Annotated in this window: 19 protein-coding genes and 1 pseudogene; 10 read left to right on the forward strand and 10 right to left on the reverse strand. The window is 61.3% G+C overall.

Annotation, left to right across the window (positions count from 1 at the left end; all coding sequences use genetic code 11):
* Window positions 1–7: 7 nt before the first annotated feature.
* Entirely contained in the window at window positions 8–283 is a 276-nt protein-coding gene (locus tag L63ED372_RS12615) for a hypothetical protein (protein WP_062406259.1), read from the reverse strand.
* Between the two features lie 134 nt (window positions 284–417).
* Between L63ED372_RS12615 and hemA the strand changes: the two genes are divergently transcribed.
* The 4 genes from hemA to grxD all read left to right on the forward strand — a co-directional run bounded on the left by hemA (window position 418) and on the right by grxD (window position 4,175).
* Window positions 418–1,689, forward strand: coding sequence for a glutamyl-tRNA reductase (gene hemA, locus L63ED372_RS12620; RefSeq protein WP_062408096.1), 1,272 nt, complete (start codon window positions 418–420; stop codon window positions 1,687–1,689).
* 119 nt (window positions 1,690–1,808) lie between these two features.
* Window positions 1,809–2,909 carry a peptide chain release factor 1 gene (gene prfA / locus L63ED372_RS12625; RefSeq protein ID WP_062406260.1) on the forward strand — a complete coding sequence of 367 codons (1,101 nt, stop codon included), beginning with the start codon at window positions 1,809–1,811 and terminating at the stop codon, window positions 2,907–2,909.
* A complete protein-coding gene (gene prmC / locus L63ED372_RS12630) occupies window positions 2,909–3,766 on the forward strand; it encodes a peptide chain release factor N(5)-glutamine methyltransferase (RefSeq protein ID WP_062406261.1) in 858 nt (285 codons plus the stop codon). Before prfA ends, prmC begins: the two co-directional genes overlap by 1 nt.
* Before the next feature lie 85 nt (window positions 3,767–3,851).
* Window positions 3,852–4,175 carry a Grx4 family monothiol glutaredoxin gene (gene grxD / locus L63ED372_RS12635; protein ID WP_053171770.1) on the forward strand — a complete coding sequence of 108 codons (324 nt, stop codon included), beginning with the start codon at window positions 3,852–3,854 and terminating at the stop codon, window positions 4,173–4,175.
* A gap of 77 nt (window positions 4,176–4,252) precedes the next feature.
* On the opposite strand, the gene L63ED372_RS12640 is transcribed toward grxD, so the two are convergent.
* The 5 genes from L63ED372_RS12640 to L63ED372_RS12660 all read right to left on the reverse strand — a co-directional run bounded on the left by L63ED372_RS12640 (window position 4,253) and on the right by L63ED372_RS12660 (window position 9,361).
* Complete coding sequence (locus L63ED372_RS12640; RefSeq protein WP_156343628.1) at window positions 4,253–5,677, reverse strand: hypothetical protein; 1,425 nt, start codon at window positions 5,675–5,677, stop codon at window positions 4,253–4,255.
* The gene (locus L63ED372_RS12645; RefSeq protein WP_062406267.1) at window positions 5,674–6,507 is read right to left on the reverse strand and encodes an ABC transporter ATP-binding protein; all 834 of its coding nucleotides are present in this window, start codon (window positions 6,505–6,507) and stop codon (window positions 5,674–5,676) included. The genes L63ED372_RS12640 and L63ED372_RS12645 overlap by 4 nt, the downstream gene beginning before the upstream one ends.
* Window positions 6,504–6,896 carry a GntR family transcriptional regulator gene (locus L63ED372_RS12650; protein ID WP_231624496.1) on the reverse strand — a complete coding sequence of 131 codons (393 nt, stop codon included), beginning with the start codon at window positions 6,894–6,896 and terminating at the stop codon, window positions 6,504–6,506. Before L63ED372_RS12650 ends, L63ED372_RS12645 begins: the two co-directional genes overlap by 4 nt.
* A 75-nt stretch (window positions 6,897–6,971) precedes the next feature.
* On the reverse strand, window positions 6,972–7,598 hold the full coding sequence (locus L63ED372_RS12655; protein ID WP_062406271.1) for a lytic transglycosylase domain-containing protein: 627 nt from the start codon (window positions 7,596–7,598) through the stop codon (window positions 6,972–6,974).
* Window positions 7,599–7,615: 17 nt separating this feature from the next.
* Window positions 7,616–9,361 carry a proline--tRNA ligase gene (locus L63ED372_RS12660; RefSeq protein WP_062406273.1) on the reverse strand — a complete coding sequence of 582 codons (1,746 nt, stop codon included), beginning with the start codon at window positions 9,359–9,361 and terminating at the stop codon, window positions 7,616–7,618.
* Window positions 9,362–9,460: 99 nt separating this feature from the next.
* Between L63ED372_RS12660 and L63ED372_RS12665 the strand changes: the two genes are divergently transcribed.
* Window positions 9,461–10,081 carry an RNA pyrophosphohydrolase gene (locus L63ED372_RS12665; protein WP_062406275.1) on the forward strand — a complete coding sequence of 207 codons (621 nt, stop codon included), beginning with the start codon at window positions 9,461–9,463 and terminating at the stop codon, window positions 10,079–10,081.
* A 59-nt stretch (window positions 10,082–10,140) separates the two neighbouring features.
* On the opposite strand, the gene proB is transcribed toward L63ED372_RS12665, so the two are convergent.
* From proB to rplU, 4 genes are all read right to left on the reverse strand, one after another.
* On the reverse strand, window positions 10,141–11,277 hold the full coding sequence (gene proB / locus L63ED372_RS12670) for a glutamate 5-kinase (RefSeq protein WP_062406277.1): 1,137 nt from the start codon (window positions 11,275–11,277) through the stop codon (window positions 10,141–10,143).
* A 57-nt stretch (window positions 11,278–11,334) separates the two neighbouring features.
* On the reverse strand, window positions 11,335–12,459 hold the full coding sequence (cgtA, locus tag L63ED372_RS12675) for an Obg family GTPase CgtA (RefSeq protein WP_062406279.1): 1,125 nt from the start codon (window positions 12,457–12,459) through the stop codon (window positions 11,335–11,337).
* Window positions 12,460–12,563: 104 nt separating this feature from the next.
* Entirely contained in the window at window positions 12,564–12,824 is a 261-nt protein-coding gene (rpmA, locus tag L63ED372_RS12680; protein ID WP_019430604.1) for a 50S ribosomal protein L27, read from the reverse strand.
* A gap of 12 nt (window positions 12,825–12,836) precedes the next feature.
* Window positions 12,837–13,148 carry a 50S ribosomal protein L21 gene (gene rplU / locus L63ED372_RS12685; protein WP_053171757.1) on the reverse strand — a complete coding sequence of 104 codons (312 nt, stop codon included), beginning with the start codon at window positions 13,146–13,148 and terminating at the stop codon, window positions 12,837–12,839.
* Between the two features lie 214 nt (window positions 13,149–13,362).
* On the opposite strand from rplU, the gene L63ED372_RS12690 reads away from it, so the two are divergent.
* The 5 genes and pseudogenes from L63ED372_RS12690 to L63ED372_RS12710 all read left to right on the forward strand — a co-directional run bounded on the left by L63ED372_RS12690 (window position 13,363) and on the right by L63ED372_RS12710 (window position 18,255).
* A complete protein-coding gene (locus L63ED372_RS12690; RefSeq protein ID WP_062408098.1) occupies window positions 13,363–14,346 on the forward strand; it encodes a polyprenyl synthetase family protein in 984 nt (327 codons plus the stop codon).
* Between the two features lie 24 nt (window positions 14,347–14,370).
* Window positions 14,371–14,772, forward strand: coding sequence for a surface-adhesin E family protein (locus L63ED372_RS12695; RefSeq protein WP_156343629.1), 402 nt, complete (start codon window positions 14,371–14,373; stop codon window positions 14,770–14,772).
* Window positions 14,773–15,033: 261 nt separating this feature from the next.
* Window positions 15,034–16,212, forward strand: a pseudogene (locus L63ED372_RS12700) (GspE/PulE family protein); the annotation flags it as partial.
* A gap of 89 nt (window positions 16,213–16,301) precedes the next feature.
* Window positions 16,302–17,423: a type II secretion system F family protein gene (locus L63ED372_RS12705; RefSeq protein ID WP_231624497.1), complete on the forward strand. Its 1,122-nt coding sequence runs from the start codon at window positions 16,302–16,304 to the stop codon at window positions 17,421–17,423.
* A 1-nt stretch (window position 17,424) separates the two neighbouring features.
* Window positions 17,425–18,255: a prepilin peptidase gene (locus L63ED372_RS12710; protein WP_062406288.1), complete on the forward strand. Its 831-nt coding sequence runs from the start codon at window positions 17,425–17,427 to the stop codon at window positions 18,253–18,255.

Below are 18,255 nucleotides of genomic sequence, written 5' to 3' on the forward strand. Positions count from 1 at the left end.
TGCGGCCTTACTTGGCAGCCCAGCCCCGCTGCAGCAGCCACTCCGTCGTCGCGGCCACCAGCACAAGGGCGATGTAAGTGCTCATCTTGCCATCTTGCCCGTGCAACAACAGCCCACCCAAGAGCACCAACAGACCGCTCAGGGCATGAACCCCCATGCGGCGGCGCAGGCTGATCCGGCCAACCCCCATGACCGTGCGCCCGGCCAAAGGCATCAACATCGCCATGGCCAAAGCGGGGAGGGCAAAATTCAACAAGTGCAAAACCAATTGCCAAAACGTCATGAAGTCTCGCTCCAAAAGGCCTGGACTGCCGACAAAACACCCCAGACCTGAAATTGTGCATGCAAAACCACGTCCACTTTCCCAGTACCGATTGTGTCAAGCGAAGTTGACAGGTCGTGCCTATAATGGCCCTCATGGCTGTATGGACCTTGGGTTTGAACCACACCACTGCACCGCTGGATCTGCGCGGTCGGTTTGCGTTCGCCGTGGACAAACTGGTCCCCACCTTGCAAGGCCTGCGCCGTGACCTGTCCCAACGCATTTCGCAAGAGCCCGAAGCGGCTATTTTGTCGACCTGCAACCGCACCGAGATTTATTGCGCTGCCGACCAGGCCGCCACCAACGACACCTTGCGCTGGTTGGCCCAAACGGGCGGCGTGAGCGCGTCCGAGTTGCATGCCCACACTTATTTGCTCGAAGGCAACGAAGCCGCTCGCCATGCGTTCCGTGTGGCCAGTGGCCTCGACTCCATGGTGCTGGGCGAGGCCCAAATCCTGGGTCAACTCAAAGATGCCGTGCGTGCGGCCGAACAAGCCGGCGCCTTGGGCAGCACCCTGAACCAACTGTTCCAGCGCAGCTTTGCCGTGGCCAAGGAGGTGCGGAGCTCCACCGAAATCGGGGCCCACTCCATCAGCATGGCCGCCGCTTCTGTGCGCCTGGCCAGCCAGTTGTTTGAAAACCTGCAAGACATCCGCATCCTGTTTGTCGGTGCGGGCGAAATGAACGAGTTGGTGGCCACACACTTTGCAGCCAAGCAGCCCAAAGGCATGGTGATCGCCAACCGCAGCCTGGACCGGGCCGAATTGTTGGCCCACCGCTTTGGGGCCGATGTCATGCCCCTGGCCGACTTGCCCGAACGCCTGCACGAATTCGACGCCGTCATCAGCTGCACCGCCAGCACCTTGCCCCTGATTGGCCTGGGCGCGGTCGAGCGGGCCCTGAAAAAACGCAAACACCGCCCCATGTTCATGGTCGATCTGGCGGTGCCGCGTGACATCGAACCCGAAGTCAAGTCGCTGGAAGACGTCTACCTCTACACCGTGGACGACTTGGCCAGCGTCGTGCAAACCGGCCAGGCCCACCGCCAAGCGGCCGTGGCCGAAGCCGAAGTCATCATTGACGCCGGTGTGCAAAGCTTCATGCACTGGATGGGCCAGCGCGGCACCGTGCCCTTGATCCAGCAACTGCAAAACCAAGCCGACGCTTGGCGCGAAGCCGAGCTGGCCCGCGCCCGCAAGCTGCTGGCCCGGGGCGACGACCCCATCGCCGTGATGGAAGCCCTGTCCAAGGGCCTGACCCAAAAGATGCTGCACGGCGCCCTGGCCGAGCTGCGCGGGGCAGCGCCTGAGCACCGCGAGCAAACCATGCAGACGGTGCAGCGCGTTTTCTTGCGCAAAGAGCGTTAGCGGCTGACTTGGCTGGTCGGGGCTTGCGCGCCGACACCTTAGCTGTCCCTGCTGCCTGCAGCGTCTGCCCCGGCTCCGGGCCAGCGCCGCGATTGAAGCTCCCAACCGTTCCCGCCCGCATGAAACCCTTCCTCATCCAACAACTCGAACGCTACGCCGTGCGCTTGACCGAGCTGGACTTTTTACTGTCCCGTGAAGACATCATGGCCGACATGACGCAGTTCCTGAAGCTCTCGCGCGAACACGCCGAGGTCAGCGCCGTGGCTTCGCGCTTTGCCCGCTTTCAGCAGCGCACTGCCGACTTGGCCAGTGCGCAAGCCCTGCTGGCCGACGAGGACCTGCGCGAAATGGCCGAAGAAGAAGCGGCCAGCGCCAGCGCCGAATTGCAAAGCCTGGAAGCCGAACTGCAGCGCATGCTGCTGCCCAAAGACCCCGACGATGCCCGCCCGGCCTTTGTCGAAATCCGCGCAGGCACTGGCGGCGACGAATCGGCCCTGTTCGCGGGCGACTTGTTGCGCATGTACACACGTTACGCCGAAAGCCAAGGCTGGAGGTGCGAGATCGTCTCCGAATCAGTGAGCGAGCTGGGTGGCTACAAAGAAGTCGTGGTGCGCATCGGCGGCAGCACATCGGGCGATGGCGTGTATGGCGCACTCAAGTTCGAGTCCGGTGGCCACCGGGTGCAGCGCGTGCCCGCTACCGAAACCCAAGGCCGCATCCACACCAGCGCCTGCACCGTGGCGGTGCTGGCCGAGCCGGACGAGGCCGAAGCCATCAAGATCAACCCGTCGGATTTGCGGATTGACACCTACCGCGCCAGCGGCGCGGGCGGGCAACACATCAACAAAACCGACTCGGCTGTGCGCATCACCCACTTGCCCACCGGCATCGTGGCCGAATGCCAGGACGGCCGCAGCCAGCACAGCAACAAGGCACAGGCCCTGAAGGTGCTGACGGCCCGCATCCAAGAAAAAGACCGGGCCGAACGGGCTGCCAAAGACGCGGCCGAACGCAAAAGTCTGATCGGCAGCGGCGATCGATCAGACCGCATCCGCACCTACAACTTCCCGCAAGGGCGCCTGACCGACCACCGCATCAACTTGACCTTGTACAAGCTGCTCACCATCATGGAAGGCGATTTGCAGGACGTGGTGCATGCGCTGCAAAGCTACGAAGCTGCCGAACAGCTGGCCGCGCTCGAAATCGGAGCCGCCGCTTGATGCAAAACCCAACGACCGTCGTGGCGTGTCTGCGCCAAGCCCAAGCCACTGGCTTGGCCCGGGTGGACGCTCAGATCTTGCTGCTGCTCAGCCTGCAACGCCCGCTGCACGATCGCGCCTGGCTCTTGGCCCACGACAGCGACACCTTGACGCCCGTGCAAGCTGCCGCGTGGCAAGACGCGCTGCAGCGCCGCTTGCAGGGTGAGCCCGTGGCCTACATCACCGGGCGCAAGGATTTTTTTGGCCTGACGCTGGCCGTGGACGCCCGTGTGCTGGACCCGCGCCCCGACACCGAAACCCTGGTGGACTGGGCTCTGGCGTGTCTGCCGGAATCCGTCCCAGAAACACGCTCGCCCCGCATTCTGGACCTGGGCACGGGCAGCGGCGCCGTGGCTTTGGCGCTGCAACACGCCCGGCCCGATGCCACGGTGTGGGCCGTGGACGCCAGCGAAGACGCGCTGGCCGTGGCCCGCGCCAATGCCGCCCGCTTGCAACTGGGCGTGCAATTCATCGCCAGCGACTGGCTGAACGCGGTGGACATCCAACGCACGGGCCGCTTTGACCTCATCGTCTCCAACCCGCCCTACGTGGCCGAGGGCGACCCGCACCTGGCCGCACTCACGCACGAGCCCCTGCAGGCCCTGACCAGCGGCCCCGACGGCCTGGATGACATTCGCCAGATCATCGCCCAAGCCCCTGTTTATTTGGCCCCGGGGGGCTGGCTGCTGCTCGAACACGGCTGGGACCAGGCAGCGCCGGTGCAGGCCCTGCTGCGCGAGGCCGGGTTGGTGCAGGTGCAGTCGCGCCGCGATTTGGGTGGCATCGAGCGCTGCACGGGTGCAGCCATGCCGAAGTGACAGCAACATCCCTGTGAAAATGGCAGACTTTCAATCAGAGACATAATTCACCCCATTCGACACCGACCCCATTTGGAGCAACACCATGAGCGACACCCAGCAACGCATCGACGAACTCGTCAAAGGCAACGAGATCACCCTGTTCATGAAGGGCAGCGCCAGCTTCCCCATGTGCGGTTTTTCCGGCCGTGCCATCCAGATCCTCAAAGCCGTGGGCGTGGACCCCAAGACGGTCAAGACCGTGAACGTGCTGGACGACGCCGAAATCCGCCAAGGCATCAAGGAATACAGCAACTGGCCCACCATCCCCCAGCTCTACGTCAAGGGCGAGTTCATCGGCGGCTCGGACATCATGATGGAAATGTACGAATCGGGCGAGCTGCAGCAGGTCATCAACGGCCAGGCCTGATCAACGCTTGCCCCTTGCAGACAGCCACCTTCGGGTGGCTTTTTTGCGGGCAATTTATGGCTTACATGACCCAGGATTCAGCCCTGGAGGGTCTGCGTTTTGGCCTCATACTCGCGCCAGACCTCAGCGAGGTCCGCCTTGCGCCAGATGCGCTGGGCCAAGAAGGTCAGCACCAGCGCGATCAGGGTCATGACGAGCAGCCAGACGCCCTGGCGATACCCCCAGTGCAGCAACCAGGCCCAGCGGCTGTCCACCTGCGTCACCCCTATCAACACCACGGGCGAGAAGATCAAAACGCAGGTGAACAACAGCCGCCCCCAGGTTCTGAATGCGCCCATGAGACAGACCGCCAGCGCAGTGGCCACCCAAAAATCCACGGCCATGGCAGGCACGTACAAAGCCAGATGGGTCAAGATTTGCAAACCACTTTGGTCAGAAAAGAAAAACTGCTTGGCCCCATAAAACAAGGCCCATCCCGGACAAAACCACAAAGCCACAAATCGCAGGGTGGAGGTGATCAGGTTAAGGCCCAATTGGCGACGCATTTGCCCACCAGGCGACAGCCCATACCGCCAATGCCATTGACTGGAGCGAAGCACGGGCAGCAAAAACAGACAGAGAAATCCAATTCGCAAAAGTTCGTAATACGTGAGCTCACTGCCCCAAGGCTCCAGCAAACGAATACTTCCAATTTGTTGGATCGGAAGTAGTGCAAATGTCACACCCATTCCCAGGATTGCGCCCCACGGTCTCCCAGCCAAATCACCTTGCTCAATGAACCCGGCATGGGCCAGCAAGCGCCTTAACCATGCATCAAGTCGCCCGCCCGGACCGGGACGCCACGTCAACCCCGAGCGGGTGTCCTTCAATAGCCGACGGAACATCCACACCGCAGCGCCCAGACCATAAGCCGCTGCCAACAACCACACACCCCAAGATGCTTGATACCAGGCGCTCCACACCGAATCGGGCCAAAAAACGGGGAGCAGCCCACCCAGCAGTGGCACGGCCAGGTGCACCGGATGCGCCACGCCCCACCAGGCGTGCAATGCACACACCCACACCGTGTGCCAGACGAGCGCCAACAACAACACAGCACCCACCACCGGCAGTTGGTTGACGAACGTGGTGCCGAATGACACCCAAGCCCCCATCAGCGTGGCCAGCCCCATCAACAAGCCAGAGACCCACCAGCCGTGGGCCATGTCGTGTATGCGCTGATGCACCCGATGCACAGGTACTACGCGCCGCACCCAGGTGTGCGCATCACGCAAGCCGGCGTGGGTGACACACACCGCCGCCAGACTGCTCAGGGCGCACAGCACAAAGACGAACTCAGCAGGAGCCGAATGACTGACCATCGCCCACAGCAGCGTGATGATGAACAGCACCAGCCACATCCAGACCAGTGTCTCGGGCGTTCTGCGCCACCGTCCGGATGTGTTGGGTGCAGATGGGGATTCGGTTGTGAGCCCCGAAACCCGACGCATACCGGCTTTCATGAGTTCAGCTCCAGAAACAGGTCGTCCAGGTTCAGCGCCCTTCCGTCGGCGAGTGCGCCCGGCAAGCGGGTGTCCACCAGCCACAGGCCCTGCTCTGGATGCCGACTTTGGAAGATGGCTCCGCGAGGTGCCTCTGCGCCGTGCACTTGCACCAAGCGCAAATGTTCGGTCAGGGCATCCCATTCGTCCATGAGTTGGATACGGCCTTCCCGCATGAAGGCCACATGGGTGACCACGCGCTCCAGATCGCTCAGCAGGTGACTGCTGATGATGACCGTGCGCGGGCGCTCGCTACCGCGTTGCTCGAACAAGGCCCGCATGAAGGCACGGCGCGTCATCGGGTCAAGACTGGCGACAGGCTCGTCCAGGATCAAGATGTCAGGGTCGTGCCCCAGCGCCAGCACCACACTGAGTTTTTGCTGATCGCCCAATGACAGGTCTTTTGCCTTGGTGAACAGCGGCAAAGACAATTGGGCGGCAAGTGCACAGGCTCGGTCCTGATCCCAGTGGGCATAAAGACGGCCGATGCGTTCAAAGTGCGCATCGCCCGTCATCCAGTCCAACAAATCCGGGGTTTGCGCCACATACCCCAGTCGCTCACGCACGCTGTCGCTCAAGTCGGTGCTGAGACAGCCACCCAATTTGCAAAAACCTTTGTCCGGCACCGTCAGGCCCACCAGGCTGCGCAGCAAGGTGCTTTTGCCCGCACCGTTGCGACCGACTAAGCCCAACACGGCCCCTTCGGGCACGTCCAGGCTGAGCTGGCTCAGCACGGCTTTGCGTTGGTAAACGTGATGCACCCGATGGGCGCTGATGATGGGCTCGTTCATTGCCTCTCCTCCTGATGTGTTTCTTTCAAGCATTCTTCAAACTGCGCCAGTGCAGCCTGTGCGGTCAGGCCCAACTGCCGGGCTTGTTGTGCCGCGGCTTGCAGGCTAGGGCGCAGCAAGCTTTGCCGCTGTGCGTTGTCACTTTGTCCGGGGTGGTCAGCCACGACCATGCCCATGCCCCGGCGACGGGCCAGCAGGCCTTCAGCTTCAAGCAGGCTGTAGGCCTTGGACACGGTCATGGGGTTGATGGCGTGTTCTTGTGCCACGGCACGCACACTGGGCAGCTCTTTACCCGGACCGATCACTCCACCGGCAATCTGCCGGCGCACCTGTTCCACGATCTGGCGGTAGATCGGGGTGGGGTCGCTGGGGGCAATTGCGAAGTTCATGTGCATTGGTGTATTAGTTCAATAATACACAAAACAAAACTTCAGGCCAATTTGTTGAGATGCTTTTAATTCACTTCAATCCACAGGATGCACCCACAAGCGCTGCGCCGCCAAAACCGCTTGGGGGTAGGCCGCTTGCCCGCGGCTGCCGTTGTAACGGCCCAGCCCCATGAACAGGTCACCCCGCTCCCGGTCCAGCAAGTGACGCAGGATGACGCAGCCAAAGCGCAGGTTGGTTTGCATGTGAAACAGGCGACTGTCGTCACCGTCACCAATCAGGCGCGCCCAAAACGGCATGACCTGCATGTAGCCGCGAGCCCCGGCGCTGGAGATGGCGTATTTTCGAAATGAGCTTTCGACCTGCACCACGCCCAAAACCAGCGACAGGGGAAGACCTGCTCGGCGGGCTTCGTACCAAAGGGTTTGCAAAAACTCTTGCCGCTCGATGGGGTGTTTTTTGTAGCGCGACAGGCGTTGGCTGCAGGCCGTTTGCCACTGCGTATAGCTCTGTTGGTCATAGGAAGTGGGCAACAGGGGTTCAGGGGGGGGTGCCGCCGCAACCGCAGCGCTCAGCGCCGAGCGCACGGCGTGCGACAGCGGCTCTTCGATTTGCCGCCCTGCGTGCGCCAGCCCTGAGGGCAATACGGCCCCGCACAGGCTGAGCAAACAAGCCCGGCGGCTGGGCAAGACCGGGCGTGTCATAGGCCAGGGCGAGCGGCTTAGTGGGACAAACGCCCCTTGAGATGGCTCAGGATGTCGGCCACAGCCACTTTGCTGGATTCGGTATCGCGGCGGTGTTGGTACTCGACCTGGCCGTCTTTGAGGCCTTTGTCGCCAATGGTCACGCGGTGCGGCACCCCGATCAGCTCCCAGTCGGCAAACATGGCGCCCGGGCGCTCGCCCCGGTCGTCCAGGATCACGTCCACGCCTTCGGCCAGCAAGGCGACGTAGATGCGCTCGGCCTCGGCCTTGACCGCTTCGCTGCGGTCCATGCCAATGGGGCAAACCACCACGGTGAAGGGTGCAATCGCGTCGGGCCAGATGATGCCGCGCTCGTCATGGTTTTGCTCGATGGCGGCGGCGGGTAGGCGCGTCACGCCAATGCCGTAGCAGCCCATTTCCAAAAACTGCGGCTTGCCGGTTTCGTCCAAGAAGGTGGCGTTCATGGCCTTGGAATACTTGGTGCCGAGATAGAACACATGGCCCACTTCGATGCCGCGCTCAATGGCCAGCTCGCCCTGGCCGTCGGGCGACTTGTCACCTGCGACCACGTTGCGGATGTCGGCCACCAAGGCGGGCTCGGGCAGGTCGCGGCCCCAGTTGACGCCGGTGATGTGGAAGTCGGGCTCGTTGGCACCACATATCCAGTCGGCCATCACGGCCACGTCGCGGTCGGCCACCAGGTGCACGGGCTTTTTCAAGTTCAGTGGGCCGAGGTAGCCCGGCTTGCAGCCAAAGTGGTCTTCGATTTCGCTCAAGGTGGCAAAGCGGAAGCCGCCTTCCATGCCGGGCAGTTTGCCGACCTTGACTTCGTTCATGTCATGGTCGCCACGCAGCAAGAGCAGCCAGACTTGTGACTTCACGATCTCACCCTGTTCGTTCAGGGTGTCGGTGGCCAGCACCAGCGACTTGACGGTGGTGGACAGGGGCACGTTCAACAAAGCGGCCACTTCTTCGCAGGTGCTCTTGCCGGGCGTGGGGGTCTTGGTCAGGGCTTGCGAGGCTGCGCCGCGTGGTTGGCTCGGGGCCAAAGCCTCGGCTTTTTCGATGTTGGCGGCGTAGCTGCTGGTGGGGCAGTACACGATGGCGTCTTCGCCTGTGGCGGCGATCACCTGGAACTCTTCGCTCAGGTCACCCCCGATGGCGCCGCTGTCGGCGGCGACAGCGCGGTAGGTCAGACCAAAGCGGTCAAATATCTTGCGGTAAGCCCCGGCCATCACCTGGTAGCTGGCCTTGGCGCTGACCATGTCGCGGTCAAAGCTGTAGGCGTCTTTCATGGTGAATTCGCGGCCACGCATCAGGCCAAAGCGGGGACGGCGCTCATCACGGAACTTGGTCTGGATCTGGTAAAAGTTTTTAGGCAGCTGTTTGTAGCTGCGCACTTCCTGGCGCACCACGTCGGTCACGACTTCTTCACTGGTGGGCTGGATCACAAAGTCGCGGCCATGTCGGTCCTTGATGCGCAGCAATTCAGGGCCCATCTTGTCAAAGCGGCCGGTCTCTTGCCAGAGTTCAGCCGGCTGCACCACGGGCATGGTCATTTCAATGGCGCCTGCGCGGTTCATTTCTTCGCGCACGATGGCCTCAACCTTGCGGATCACACGCAGGCCCATGGGCATGTAGTTGTAGATGCCCGCGCCCAGTTTTTTGATCAGGCCTGCCCGGGTCATCAGCTTGTGGCTGACCACTTCAGCGTCGGCTGGGGCTTCTTTCAGGGTGGAAATGAGGAACTGGGAGGCTTTCATCGCGGCAGACTAACTAGACAAGGGCATCAGGGAAACATCCAAGAGCAAGCGCTGGTGCGGCGTGCATAATGGACACAATTTAAAAATTTGAGGTTGATTATGCTTGACCGTGAAGGCTTTAGGCCGAACGTCGGCATCATTCTGCTCAACCAGAAAAACCAGGTTTTCTGGGGCAAGCGCATCAGAACCCACAGCTGGCAGTTTCCGCAGGGTGGCATTGACCGGGGGGAAAGCCCCGAACAAGCCATGTTCCGTGAACTGCACGAAGAAGTGGGGCTCCAACCGGAGCATGTGCGCATTGTGGCCCGGACCCGTGACTGGTTGCGCTATGAGGTGCCAGACCGCTTCATCCGACGGGATGCACGCGGCTTTTACAAGGGCCAGAAACAAATCTGGTTCCTGTTGCAGATGGTGACGCATGACCACCACCTGAATTTGCGGGCCACCGACCACCCGGAGTTCGACGCTTGGCGTTGGAACGACTATTGGGTTCCGCTCGATGTGGTGGTGGAGTTCAAGCGCGGCGTTTATGAAATGGCACTGACCGAGTTGGCGCGTTTTCTGCCCCGCCAAGAACGCCAAAACCGCTATTTGCGCGGTGGCAGTCGCCCTCAGCGAGATCAAGCCATGGACCACGATCACGGCCATGGTGAGATGCAACCCCCTGTGCACATGGAGTTGCCCCCGGGGGCCAGCTTCGACCCCAACCCACAAGGCTGATCAGCTGCGCAGCATTGGCCTGTTTGGCCCGACTTGACCCCACCTGGCACCAAGGAGCGTTAGCGGCTGAGAATCAGGTTGTCCCGGTGCACCATTTCGGGCTCTGCGGTGTAGCCGAGCAATGCCTCGTACTCGTGCGAGGGCTTGCGGCACAACAAACGGGCCTCGGCACTGGCGTAATTGGCCAGGCCCCGGGCAATTTCTGCGCCTTGCTCATCTCGAATGGCGATCACATCGCCGCGTGAAAAATCGCCGGCCACGCCCGTCATGCCAATGGGCAGCAGGCTTTTGCCCTCGGTCAAAACTTTGTGGGCGGCCCCCGCATCCACCGTGACCGAGCCGCGCAGTTGCAGGTGATCGGCCATCCATTGTTTGCGGGCTTGTTGTTTGGCGGTTTGTGCCACCAACAAAGTGCCCATGTTGTCGCCTTGGCTCAGGCGCAGCAGCGCATCGGGCTCGCGCCCCCAAGCGATCACTGTGGATGCACCCGAACCCGCAGCCCGTTTGGCGGCCAAAATTTTGGTGATCATGCCGCCCCGGCCAATGCTGGAGCCCGCACCACCGGCCATGGCTTCCAAGGCTGGATCACCGGCATGGGCCTCGTGGACAAAGGTGGCCGAGGGGTCTTTGCGGGGATCGGCGGTGTACAAGCCTTTTTGATCGGTCAGGATGACCAGCAAGTCGGCTTCGATCAGATTGGCCACCAAGGCACCCAAGGTGTCGTTGTCGCCGAATTTGATCTCGTCGTTGACCACCGTGTCGTTTTCGTTGATCACGGGCAGCACGCGATGCTGGAGCAAAGTGAGCAAGGTGGAGCGGGCGTTGAGGTAACGCTCGCGGTCGGCCAAGTCGGCGTGCGTGAGCAGGACCTGGGCGCTGCCCATGCCGTTTTCACGCAGCTTGGTTTCGTACATCTGCGCCAGGCCCATCTGGCCCACAGCGGCGGCGGCCTGCAGGGCCGGCACTTCGCTTGGGCGGGTGGTCCAGCCCAGGCGCTTCATGCCTTCAGCAATCGCGCCGCTGGACACCATCACCACCTCTTTGCCCTGGCCGCTGAGCAGCGCCATTTGGCGGCACCACTCGCCAATCGCACCCTCGTCCAAGCCTCGGCCTTCGTTGGTCACCAGGCTGGAGCCCACTTTGACAACGATGCGACGTGCATCGCGCAAGAGCTTGGAAACGGCGGCAGAGGTCATGCTGGGGTGTGGGCTAGGCGTTGAAACAGCGCTTGGAACAGGCAAATAGGGAAAGCGTCAGTCGGCGTCCGAAGGCAGCGGCTTGAAGCGCGGATCATCGGCATCGGGCTCTTGCGGCTTGTCCTGCTCTTTGAAGCGGGGGTCAATGTCCACCACACCCTGCTCAATGATCTGCTGGGCGCGGATGTGCTTGTAGATCTCTTTGATCAAGGGCTCACAACCTTCGCGGGTCAGGGCCGAGATTTGGAAAACCGGACCTTTGTAGCGCATGCGCTTGATGAAGTCCTTGACACGGGCTTCGCGCTCGTCGGCGGGCACCATGTCCAGCTTGTTGAGGACCAGCCAGCGCGGCTTGTTGTGCAGGCCTGGGTCGTATTTTTTGAGCTCGGCCACGATGGCCTTGGCTTGCTGCACCGGGTCGACGTTTTCGTCAAACGGCGCAAAGTCGACCACATGCAGCAGCAAACGGGTGCGCTGCAAATGGCGCAAAAACAAATGGCCAAGACCCGCACCTTCAGAGGCGCCTTCAATCAAGCCCGGTACGTCGGCCACCACAAAGCTCTGCTCCGGACCCACGCGCACCACCCCCAAGTTGGGGTGCAAAGTGGTGAAGGGGTAATCGGCGATTTTCGGGCGGGCATTCGAGACCGCCGCAATGAAAGTGGACTTGCCCGCATTGGGCATGCCCAGCAAGCCCACATCGGCCAGCACCTTCAATTCGAGCTTGAGCTCTTTCTTCTCGCCCAGCCAACCCGGTGTTTTCTGGCGCGGGGCGCGGTTGATCGCGCTTTTGAAGCGCATGTTGCCAAAGCCACCGTCACCGCCTTTGGCGATCATGATGGTTTCGCCCGGCACCAGCAATTCGTACAGCACCTCGCCCGTTTCGGCGTCGGTGATGATGGTGCCCACCGGCATTTTGAGGGTCACGTCGTCGCCGGCAGCGCCGAACATGTCCGAGCCCATGCCATGCTGACCACGCTTGGCCTCATGGCGGCGCGAGTAGCGGTAATCAACCAGGGTATTCAGGTTGATGTCGGCATAGGCAAACACATGCCCGCCACGACCACCATCACCGCCGTTCGGGCCACCGAATTCTTTGTATTTCTCATGGCGGAACGAGACGCAGCCGTTCCCGCCGTCACCTGCGGCGATGTCAATATAGGCTTCGTCAACGAACTTCATGAGATTTCCAGTGTAGCTTGAGGCCCGCGGTCAAGAGACACACGGGCCAGAATGCGAAAAGCCCCGGCTTGCGGGGCTCCTCTTCGCAATGTGCGTGAGCAGGCTTAAACAGCCGGGGTCACGTTCACCATGTGCTTGCTGAGCTCACCTTTGGTCGAGAACGACACGTGGCCGTCAACCAAGGCAAACAAAGTGTGGTCTTTGCCGATGCCGACATTGTTGCCCGCATGGAACTTGGTGCCACGTTGACGAACGATGATCGAGCCAGCGCTGATCAGTTCACCACCGAAAGCCTTGACGCCGAGCATTTTTGGCTTGGAATCACGACCGTTGCGCGTAGAGCCGCCGCCTTTTTTCTGTGCCATGACCTATTCTCCTCAGGCAGCGATCGCACCGATTTGCAGTTCGGTGAACTGCTGGCGGTGACCCTGACGTTTTTGATAGTGCTTGCGACGGCGCATCTTGAAGATGTGCACTTTGTCGTGCTTGCCATGAGCCACCACGGTGGCTTTGACTGTGGCGCCGGACACCAGGGGCGTGCCGATCTTCAGGTCTGCGCCGTTGCCGACTGCGAGAACTTGATCAATCACGATTTCCTGGCCAACGTCCGCAGCAATCTGTTCTACTTTAATTTTTTCGCCAGCGACAACACGATACTGTTTGCCACCGGTTTTTATGACCGCGTACATAAATGACCTCTTTGAATGGAAGTTTCCAAGGGCTAATCCCCAAGGAACCTAAGATTCTAGCACGGCTGTCCTATACCAGGCAAATCCATCGCATGCGCCTGACACCCGCTTACAGGGCTCAGGATATGGCAGTACCTATAATTGCGCGGCGCACTGAGTGCGTATTTATTCCAACCGCCTCGGCTCGACCGAGCTCCCCAGCCGGATCTTCCATTTGTCTGCCTCAGAAAACAGCACCGCCGCCGTTCTTGAATTGGTGGCCCCGGACATGGCCCAGGTCGACCATGTCATTGCCCAGCGGCTCGATTCAGGCGTTCCCTTGGTCGCAGAGGTGGCCCGCTACATCATTTCGGCTGGCGGCAAGCGTCTGCGCCCGGTGTTGCTGTTGCTCACTTGCGGTGCCCTAGGCTACACGGGCAGTCAAAGATACAACCTGGCGGCTGTTGTCGAATTCATCCACACCGCCACTTTGCTGCACGACGACGTGGTCGACGAGTCCACCCTGAGGCGCGGTCGGCCTACCGCCAACGAAAGCTTTGGCAACCCGGCCAGCGTGCTGGTGGGTGACTTTCTGTATTCCCGGGCTTTCCAGATGATGGTGGACGCGGGCAGCATGCGGGTGATGCAAACCCTGGCCGACGCCACCAACGTGATTGCCGAGGGCGAGGTGCTGCAGCTGATGAACATGCACGATGCCTCGCTGGACGAAGAAGGCTATTTGCGCGTGATCCGCTCCAAAACCGCCAAACTGTTTGAAGCCAGTGCCCGCCTGGGACCGATTTTGGCGGGCAGCACCCCAGAGATCGAGGCCGCTTGTGCCCATTACGGCCAGGCCTTGGGCACGGCGTTCCAGGTGATCGACGATGTGCTGGACTATGACGGCAACAGCGCCGAGATGGGTAAAAACCTGGGTGATGACCTGCGCGAAGGCAAAGCCACCTTGCCGCTGATTTTGGCCATGCAGCGTGGCAACCCAGAACAAAGCCGTACCGTGCGCGAAGCCATTGAAACCGGCAACGTAGACCGGCTGAACGAGATCGTGGCCATCGTTCGTGACACGGGGGCCCTGGCCGCTACCCGCAGCGCCGCAGCCGCCGAAGCGCAACGCGCCATTGACGCCGCCATGCAACTGCCCGACAACCCCTACCGCACCGCCATGGTGGCGCTGGCCTCGCAGCTGCTTGACCGACGCACCTGACCACTGCCCATGCCGAGGATGACCATGAATCTTTTCAAAACATCCACCATGGCCCTCATCGCGTGCGCCGCACTGTCAGCGGTGCCCAGCATGGCCAATCCCAAATGGGAAGCGGTCGTTTTGAACGATCAAGGCATGTTCTACATCGATGCGAACTCGATCGCCACAGAGCCTGGCCGCAAGGTCGTGTGGAGCGCGATCGATTACAAAAAACCTCAAACCACCACCGAAGGCCAGACTTACCTGTCTGCTCAGACTCAATTGTTGATCAACTGCAAAGCGCAAATGGCACGCGTGATGCACCAGACCTACTTCAGCGGTGCCATGTTGACAGGCAAGGTCGTCACTCGCCAGGGCATGCTCCACGATTGGCTGGACATTGACCCCACATCGGCTGTGAAAAAAATCGCACGGCGCGTCTGCTGAACCGCTGCTCATCCTGCGGGTGAATGGGCAACGCCAATGACCCATGAATACCTAGGAATTTGAGGAAAGTTTGAAAGACTGACTGGAGCCGGGGTCCTTGAGGAGCAACTGTTTTGGATGACCAGGTTTTCCTCGAAAAACCAAGTCAGTCCATGGCGAGGCATTTACAAATCGCACATCAAGCACCATGATTTGAACCATTTGGTTTTCAAATAGGATGGCTTCATGGAACCCACCCAGACACGGCCCGCCGCGGCCGGGCATGACGATGCGCCCGTGGTCAGTTATGTGCAGCAATTGCTCGAGCAGGCGGTGGCTCTCAAAGCGTCAGACATCCACTTTGAGCCTTACGAACACCAATACCGGGTGCGCATGCGCATCGACGGGGAGCTGCGCGAAGTGGCTTCCCCGCACATGGCCCTCAAGGACCGCCTGGCATCGCGCATCAAGGTGATGTCGCGCCTGGACATTGCCGAAAAGCGCCTGCCACAAGACGGACGCATGAAACTGCATTTGGCATCCGGGCGGGAGCTGGACTTGCGCGTGAGCACATTGCCGACCTTGTTTGGGGAAAAGCTGGTGATCCGTGTGCTGGACTCGGCGCAGGCCCAACTGGACTTGGGTCGTCTGGGTTACGAGCCCGAAGACCTGGAGCGCTTGCTGGGGGCGATCCGCGCACCGCACGGTCTGGTGCTGGTGACCGGCCCCACCGGCTCCGGCAAGACACAATCTCTGTACGCCTGCCTGAACCTGCTGAACACCCCGGAGGTGAACATCGCCACGGTGGAAGACCCGTGTGAGATCCAACTGGCGGGCATCAACCAAGTCAATGTGCAGGACAAACCAGGTCTGAGCTTTGCCGTGGCCTTGCGGGCCTTCTTGCGCCAAGATCCGGACATTTTAATGGTGGGCGAGGTACGCGATCTGGAGACCGCCAACATCGCCATTCAGGCGGCCCAAACCGGGCATCTGGTGCTCTCGACCCTGCACACCAACGACGCCCCGGCCACCTTGGTGCGCTTGCGCAACATGGGCACGGCCCCCTACAACATCGCCGCCAGTGTGAGCCTGATCACAGCGCAACGCTTGGTGCGCTGCCTGTGCCCACAGTGCAAACACAGAGCCAGCGTGCCCGCAGCGATTTGGCTCAAAGCCGGGTGGCCGCCTCATCTGAGCCATGAAGACAAGGTGCCCGTGTTCGAGCCGGTGGGCTGCCCGCAATGCCACAAAGGTTTTGTGGGACGAACCGGTATTTTTCAGGTCATGCCGGTGAGCGCCGAAATGCAGCAGCTGGTCTTGCAGGAAGCGGGGATTCAGGAGATGGCGCGTCAAGCCCGAAACGAAGGGGTCAGCAGTTTGCGCATGGCGGGCTTGCGCAAAGTGCTGCAAGGCATCACTTCGCTGGATGAAGTGCTGGCCGCCACGCGGGAAAGCACATGAGTTCCCCGCAGCCTGGCCGGGCCACAAGGACCTTTCGATGGCGCGGCCTTGACAGCCAGGGGCAGCCCCAGAGTGGGCAAATTCAGGCCTTGAATGCCGACTTGGCACGGGTGCAACTGCGCAGGCAGGGGCTGCAGCAGGTGCAAGTTCACCGCCTGTGGTGGTCGCCACCGGACCGGATCAAAGCCAAAGACCTGGCCGTCATGACGCGCCAATGGGCGGCCATGCTGCGCGCGGGTGTGCCGGTCGTGCAAGCCTTGGGCATGCTGTGCCGCAGCATGAGCGCCAAAGCCTTGGTGACCGTGATGCAGGGTGTGCGCAGCGATGTGGAAGCCGGTGTGGCCTTGCACGTCGCCCTGGCCCAACGCCCTCAACATTTCAGCGGCCTGTATGTGCACATGGTGCAAGCGGGCGAAGCCGCAGGAATTCTTGACACGATGATGGAGCGGCTCTCCATGACGCTGGAAAAGAACGAGGCCATGCGCTCCAAAATTCGCTCGGCCTTGATGTACCCCATCGCCGTGATGGTGGTGGCCTTGGGCATTTTGGTGCTGATCCTGGTGCTGGTGGTGCCGGTTTTCCAAGACGTCTTCCAATCCTTTGGAGCTGAATTGCCCTTGGCCACGCAAATGGTGGTGGGCCTGAGTGACGCGCTGGTGGGTGCCTGGCCTGTTGCCCTGCCTTTGGGTCTTTTGCTGATTGGGGCAGCACAGCAAAACAGCCCAGCGACCAGCCGTGTGCGGCAATGGTTGGCCCGGTGGTGGCTGCGCTGGCCGGTACTCGGACCGCTTTTGACCACGGCGGTGGTCGCGCGTTGGGCGCAGACCCTGTCGGCCTTGCTGGCCGCTGGCGTGCCTTTGCCCGAGGCCTTGGGGCCCACCGCCCAAGCGTGCGATCATCCTGTGTTTGAACGCACCACCTTGCAATTGCAGCGGCGGGTGGTCCAAGGCCACAGTTTGAGTGACAGCATGACCCAAAGCGGGCGTTTTCCGGCGATGATTGTGCAATTGTGCGCCACGGGCGAGGAGACCGGGGCGCTGGACAGCCTGCTGGGCCGGGCGGGCGGCCTGATGGAAAGCGCATTGGACGACCAGGTCAATGGTTTGAGCAGTTTGCTGGAGCCGCTGATCATCGTGGTGCTCGGCGGCTTCATTGGGGCCATCTTGGTGGCCATGTATTTACCAATTTTCAGTTTGGGGCAAGTTTTTTGACATGAACGACAGCGTGATGGCACTTGCCCTGGCGGCTTTGCTGGGCCTGATGATCGGCAGTTTTCTGAACGTGGTGATCCACCGCCTGCCGCTCATGCTGCAAGCGCAGTGGGACGCTCCGCTTGGCGATACAACGCACGATGCGTCGCTCAGTGCACCGCCCTTCAATCTGGCTGTGCCCCGTTCGCACTGCCCCCACTGTCAGCACACCTTGGCCTGGCACGAGAACATTCCACTGTTGAGTTTTCTTCGATTGCGCGGCCGTTGCGCCCACTGCCACACGCCAATTGGCTGGCGCTATCCGGCCATTGAACTGGTCACAGCGGGGCTGTTCATGTGGGCGGCGGCCGAACACGGTCTGAGTTTTCAGGCCTTGGTCTGGGCCGGCTTTGCAGCGGCCCTGGTCGCGCTGGCCGCCATCGATGCCGACACGCGCTTGCTGCCCGATGCCATCACCCAACCTTTGGGTTGGGCAGGTTTGCTGGCCGCCAGTCTGGGCCTGACGGGCATCGGCCTGAACGACGCCCTTTGGGGGGCCGCTGTAGGCTATCTGTTTTTGTGGACGGTGTACTGGTTGTTCAAAGCCTTGACCGGCAAAGAAGGCATGGGTCAGGGCGACTTCAAGCTGCTGGCCGCTTTGGGGGCATGGCTGGGCTGGCATGCGCTGCTGACCTTGGTGCTGATCGCCTCTTTTTCCGGCGTGATCGGCGGGCTCTGGCTCAAGCTGCGGGGTCAATTGGCCGACAATGGGGAACTGGCTTTTGGGCCCTTTTTGGTGTTGGCAGGTTTGTGGGTCATGGTCTTTGGCCCCCTGCCCTGGTTTTTGATCTGA

Origin of the sequence: Limnohabitans sp. 63ED37-2, assembly GCF_001412535.1 — a bacterium.
Classification (GTDB): Bacteria; Pseudomonadota; Gammaproteobacteria; order Burkholderiales; family Burkholderiaceae_C; genus Limnohabitans_A.

What these genes read in the sequence shown, in the direction of transcription:
- proB (WP_062406277.1), bottom strand. Translation starts at nt 11,277, where the DNA reads ATGACCTCTGCCGCCGTTTCCAAGCTCTTGCGCGATGCACGTCGCATC.
- L63ED372_RS12695 (WP_156343629.1), top strand. Translation starts at nt 14,371, where the DNA reads ATGAATCTTTTCAAAACATCCACCATGGCCCTCATCGCGTGCGCCGCA.
- L63ED372_RS12650 (WP_231624496.1), bottom strand. Translation starts at nt 6,896, where the DNA reads ATGAACTTCGCAATTGCCCCCAGCGACCCCACCCCGATCTACCGCCAG.
- L63ED372_RS12640 (WP_156343628.1), bottom strand. Translation starts at nt 5,677, where the DNA reads ATGAAAGCCGGTATGCGTCGGGTTTCGGGGCTCACAACCGAATCCCCA.
- rplU (WP_053171757.1), bottom strand. Translation starts at nt 13,148, where the DNA reads ATGTACGCGGTCATAAAAACCGGTGGCAAACAGTATCGTGTTGTCGCT.
- L63ED372_RS12655 (WP_062406271.1), bottom strand. Translation starts at nt 7,598, where the DNA reads ATGACACGCCCGGTCTTGCCCAGCCGCCGGGCTTGTTTGCTCAGCCTG.
- L63ED372_RS12660 (WP_062406273.1), bottom strand. Translation starts at nt 9,361, where the DNA reads ATGAAAGCCTCCCAGTTCCTCATTTCCACCCTGAAAGAAGCCCCAGCC.
- prfA (WP_062406260.1), top strand. Translation starts at nt 1,809, where the DNA reads ATGAAACCCTTCCTCATCCAACAACTCGAACGCTACGCCGTGCGCTTG.
- hemA (WP_062408096.1), top strand. Translation starts at nt 418, where the DNA reads ATGGCTGTATGGACCTTGGGTTTGAACCACACCACTGCACCGCTGGAT.
- prmC (WP_062406261.1), top strand. Translation starts at nt 2,909, where the DNA reads ATGCAAAACCCAACGACCGTCGTGGCGTGTCTGCGCCAAGCCCAAGCC.
- L63ED372_RS12665 (WP_062406275.1), top strand. Translation starts at nt 9,461, where the DNA reads ATGCTTGACCGTGAAGGCTTTAGGCCGAACGTCGGCATCATTCTGCTC.
- cgtA (WP_062406279.1), bottom strand. Translation starts at nt 12,459, where the DNA reads ATGAAGTTCGTTGACGAAGCCTATATTGACATCGCCGCAGGTGACGGC.
- grxD (WP_053171770.1), top strand. Translation starts at nt 3,852, where the DNA reads ATGAGCGACACCCAGCAACGCATCGACGAACTCGTCAAAGGCAACGAG.
- L63ED372_RS12710 (WP_062406288.1), top strand. Translation starts at nt 17,425, where the DNA reads ATGAACGACAGCGTGATGGCACTTGCCCTGGCGGCTTTGCTGGGCCTG.
- L63ED372_RS12615 (WP_062406259.1), bottom strand. Translation starts at nt 283, where the DNA reads ATGACGTTTTGGCAATTGGTTTTGCACTTGTTGAATTTTGCCCTCCCC.
- L63ED372_RS12645 (WP_062406267.1), bottom strand. Translation starts at nt 6,507, where the DNA reads ATGAACGAGCCCATCATCAGCGCCCATCGGGTGCATCACGTTTACCAA.
- rpmA (WP_019430604.1), bottom strand. Translation starts at nt 12,824, where the DNA reads ATGGCACAGAAAAAAGGCGGCGGCTCTACGCGCAACGGTCGTGATTCC.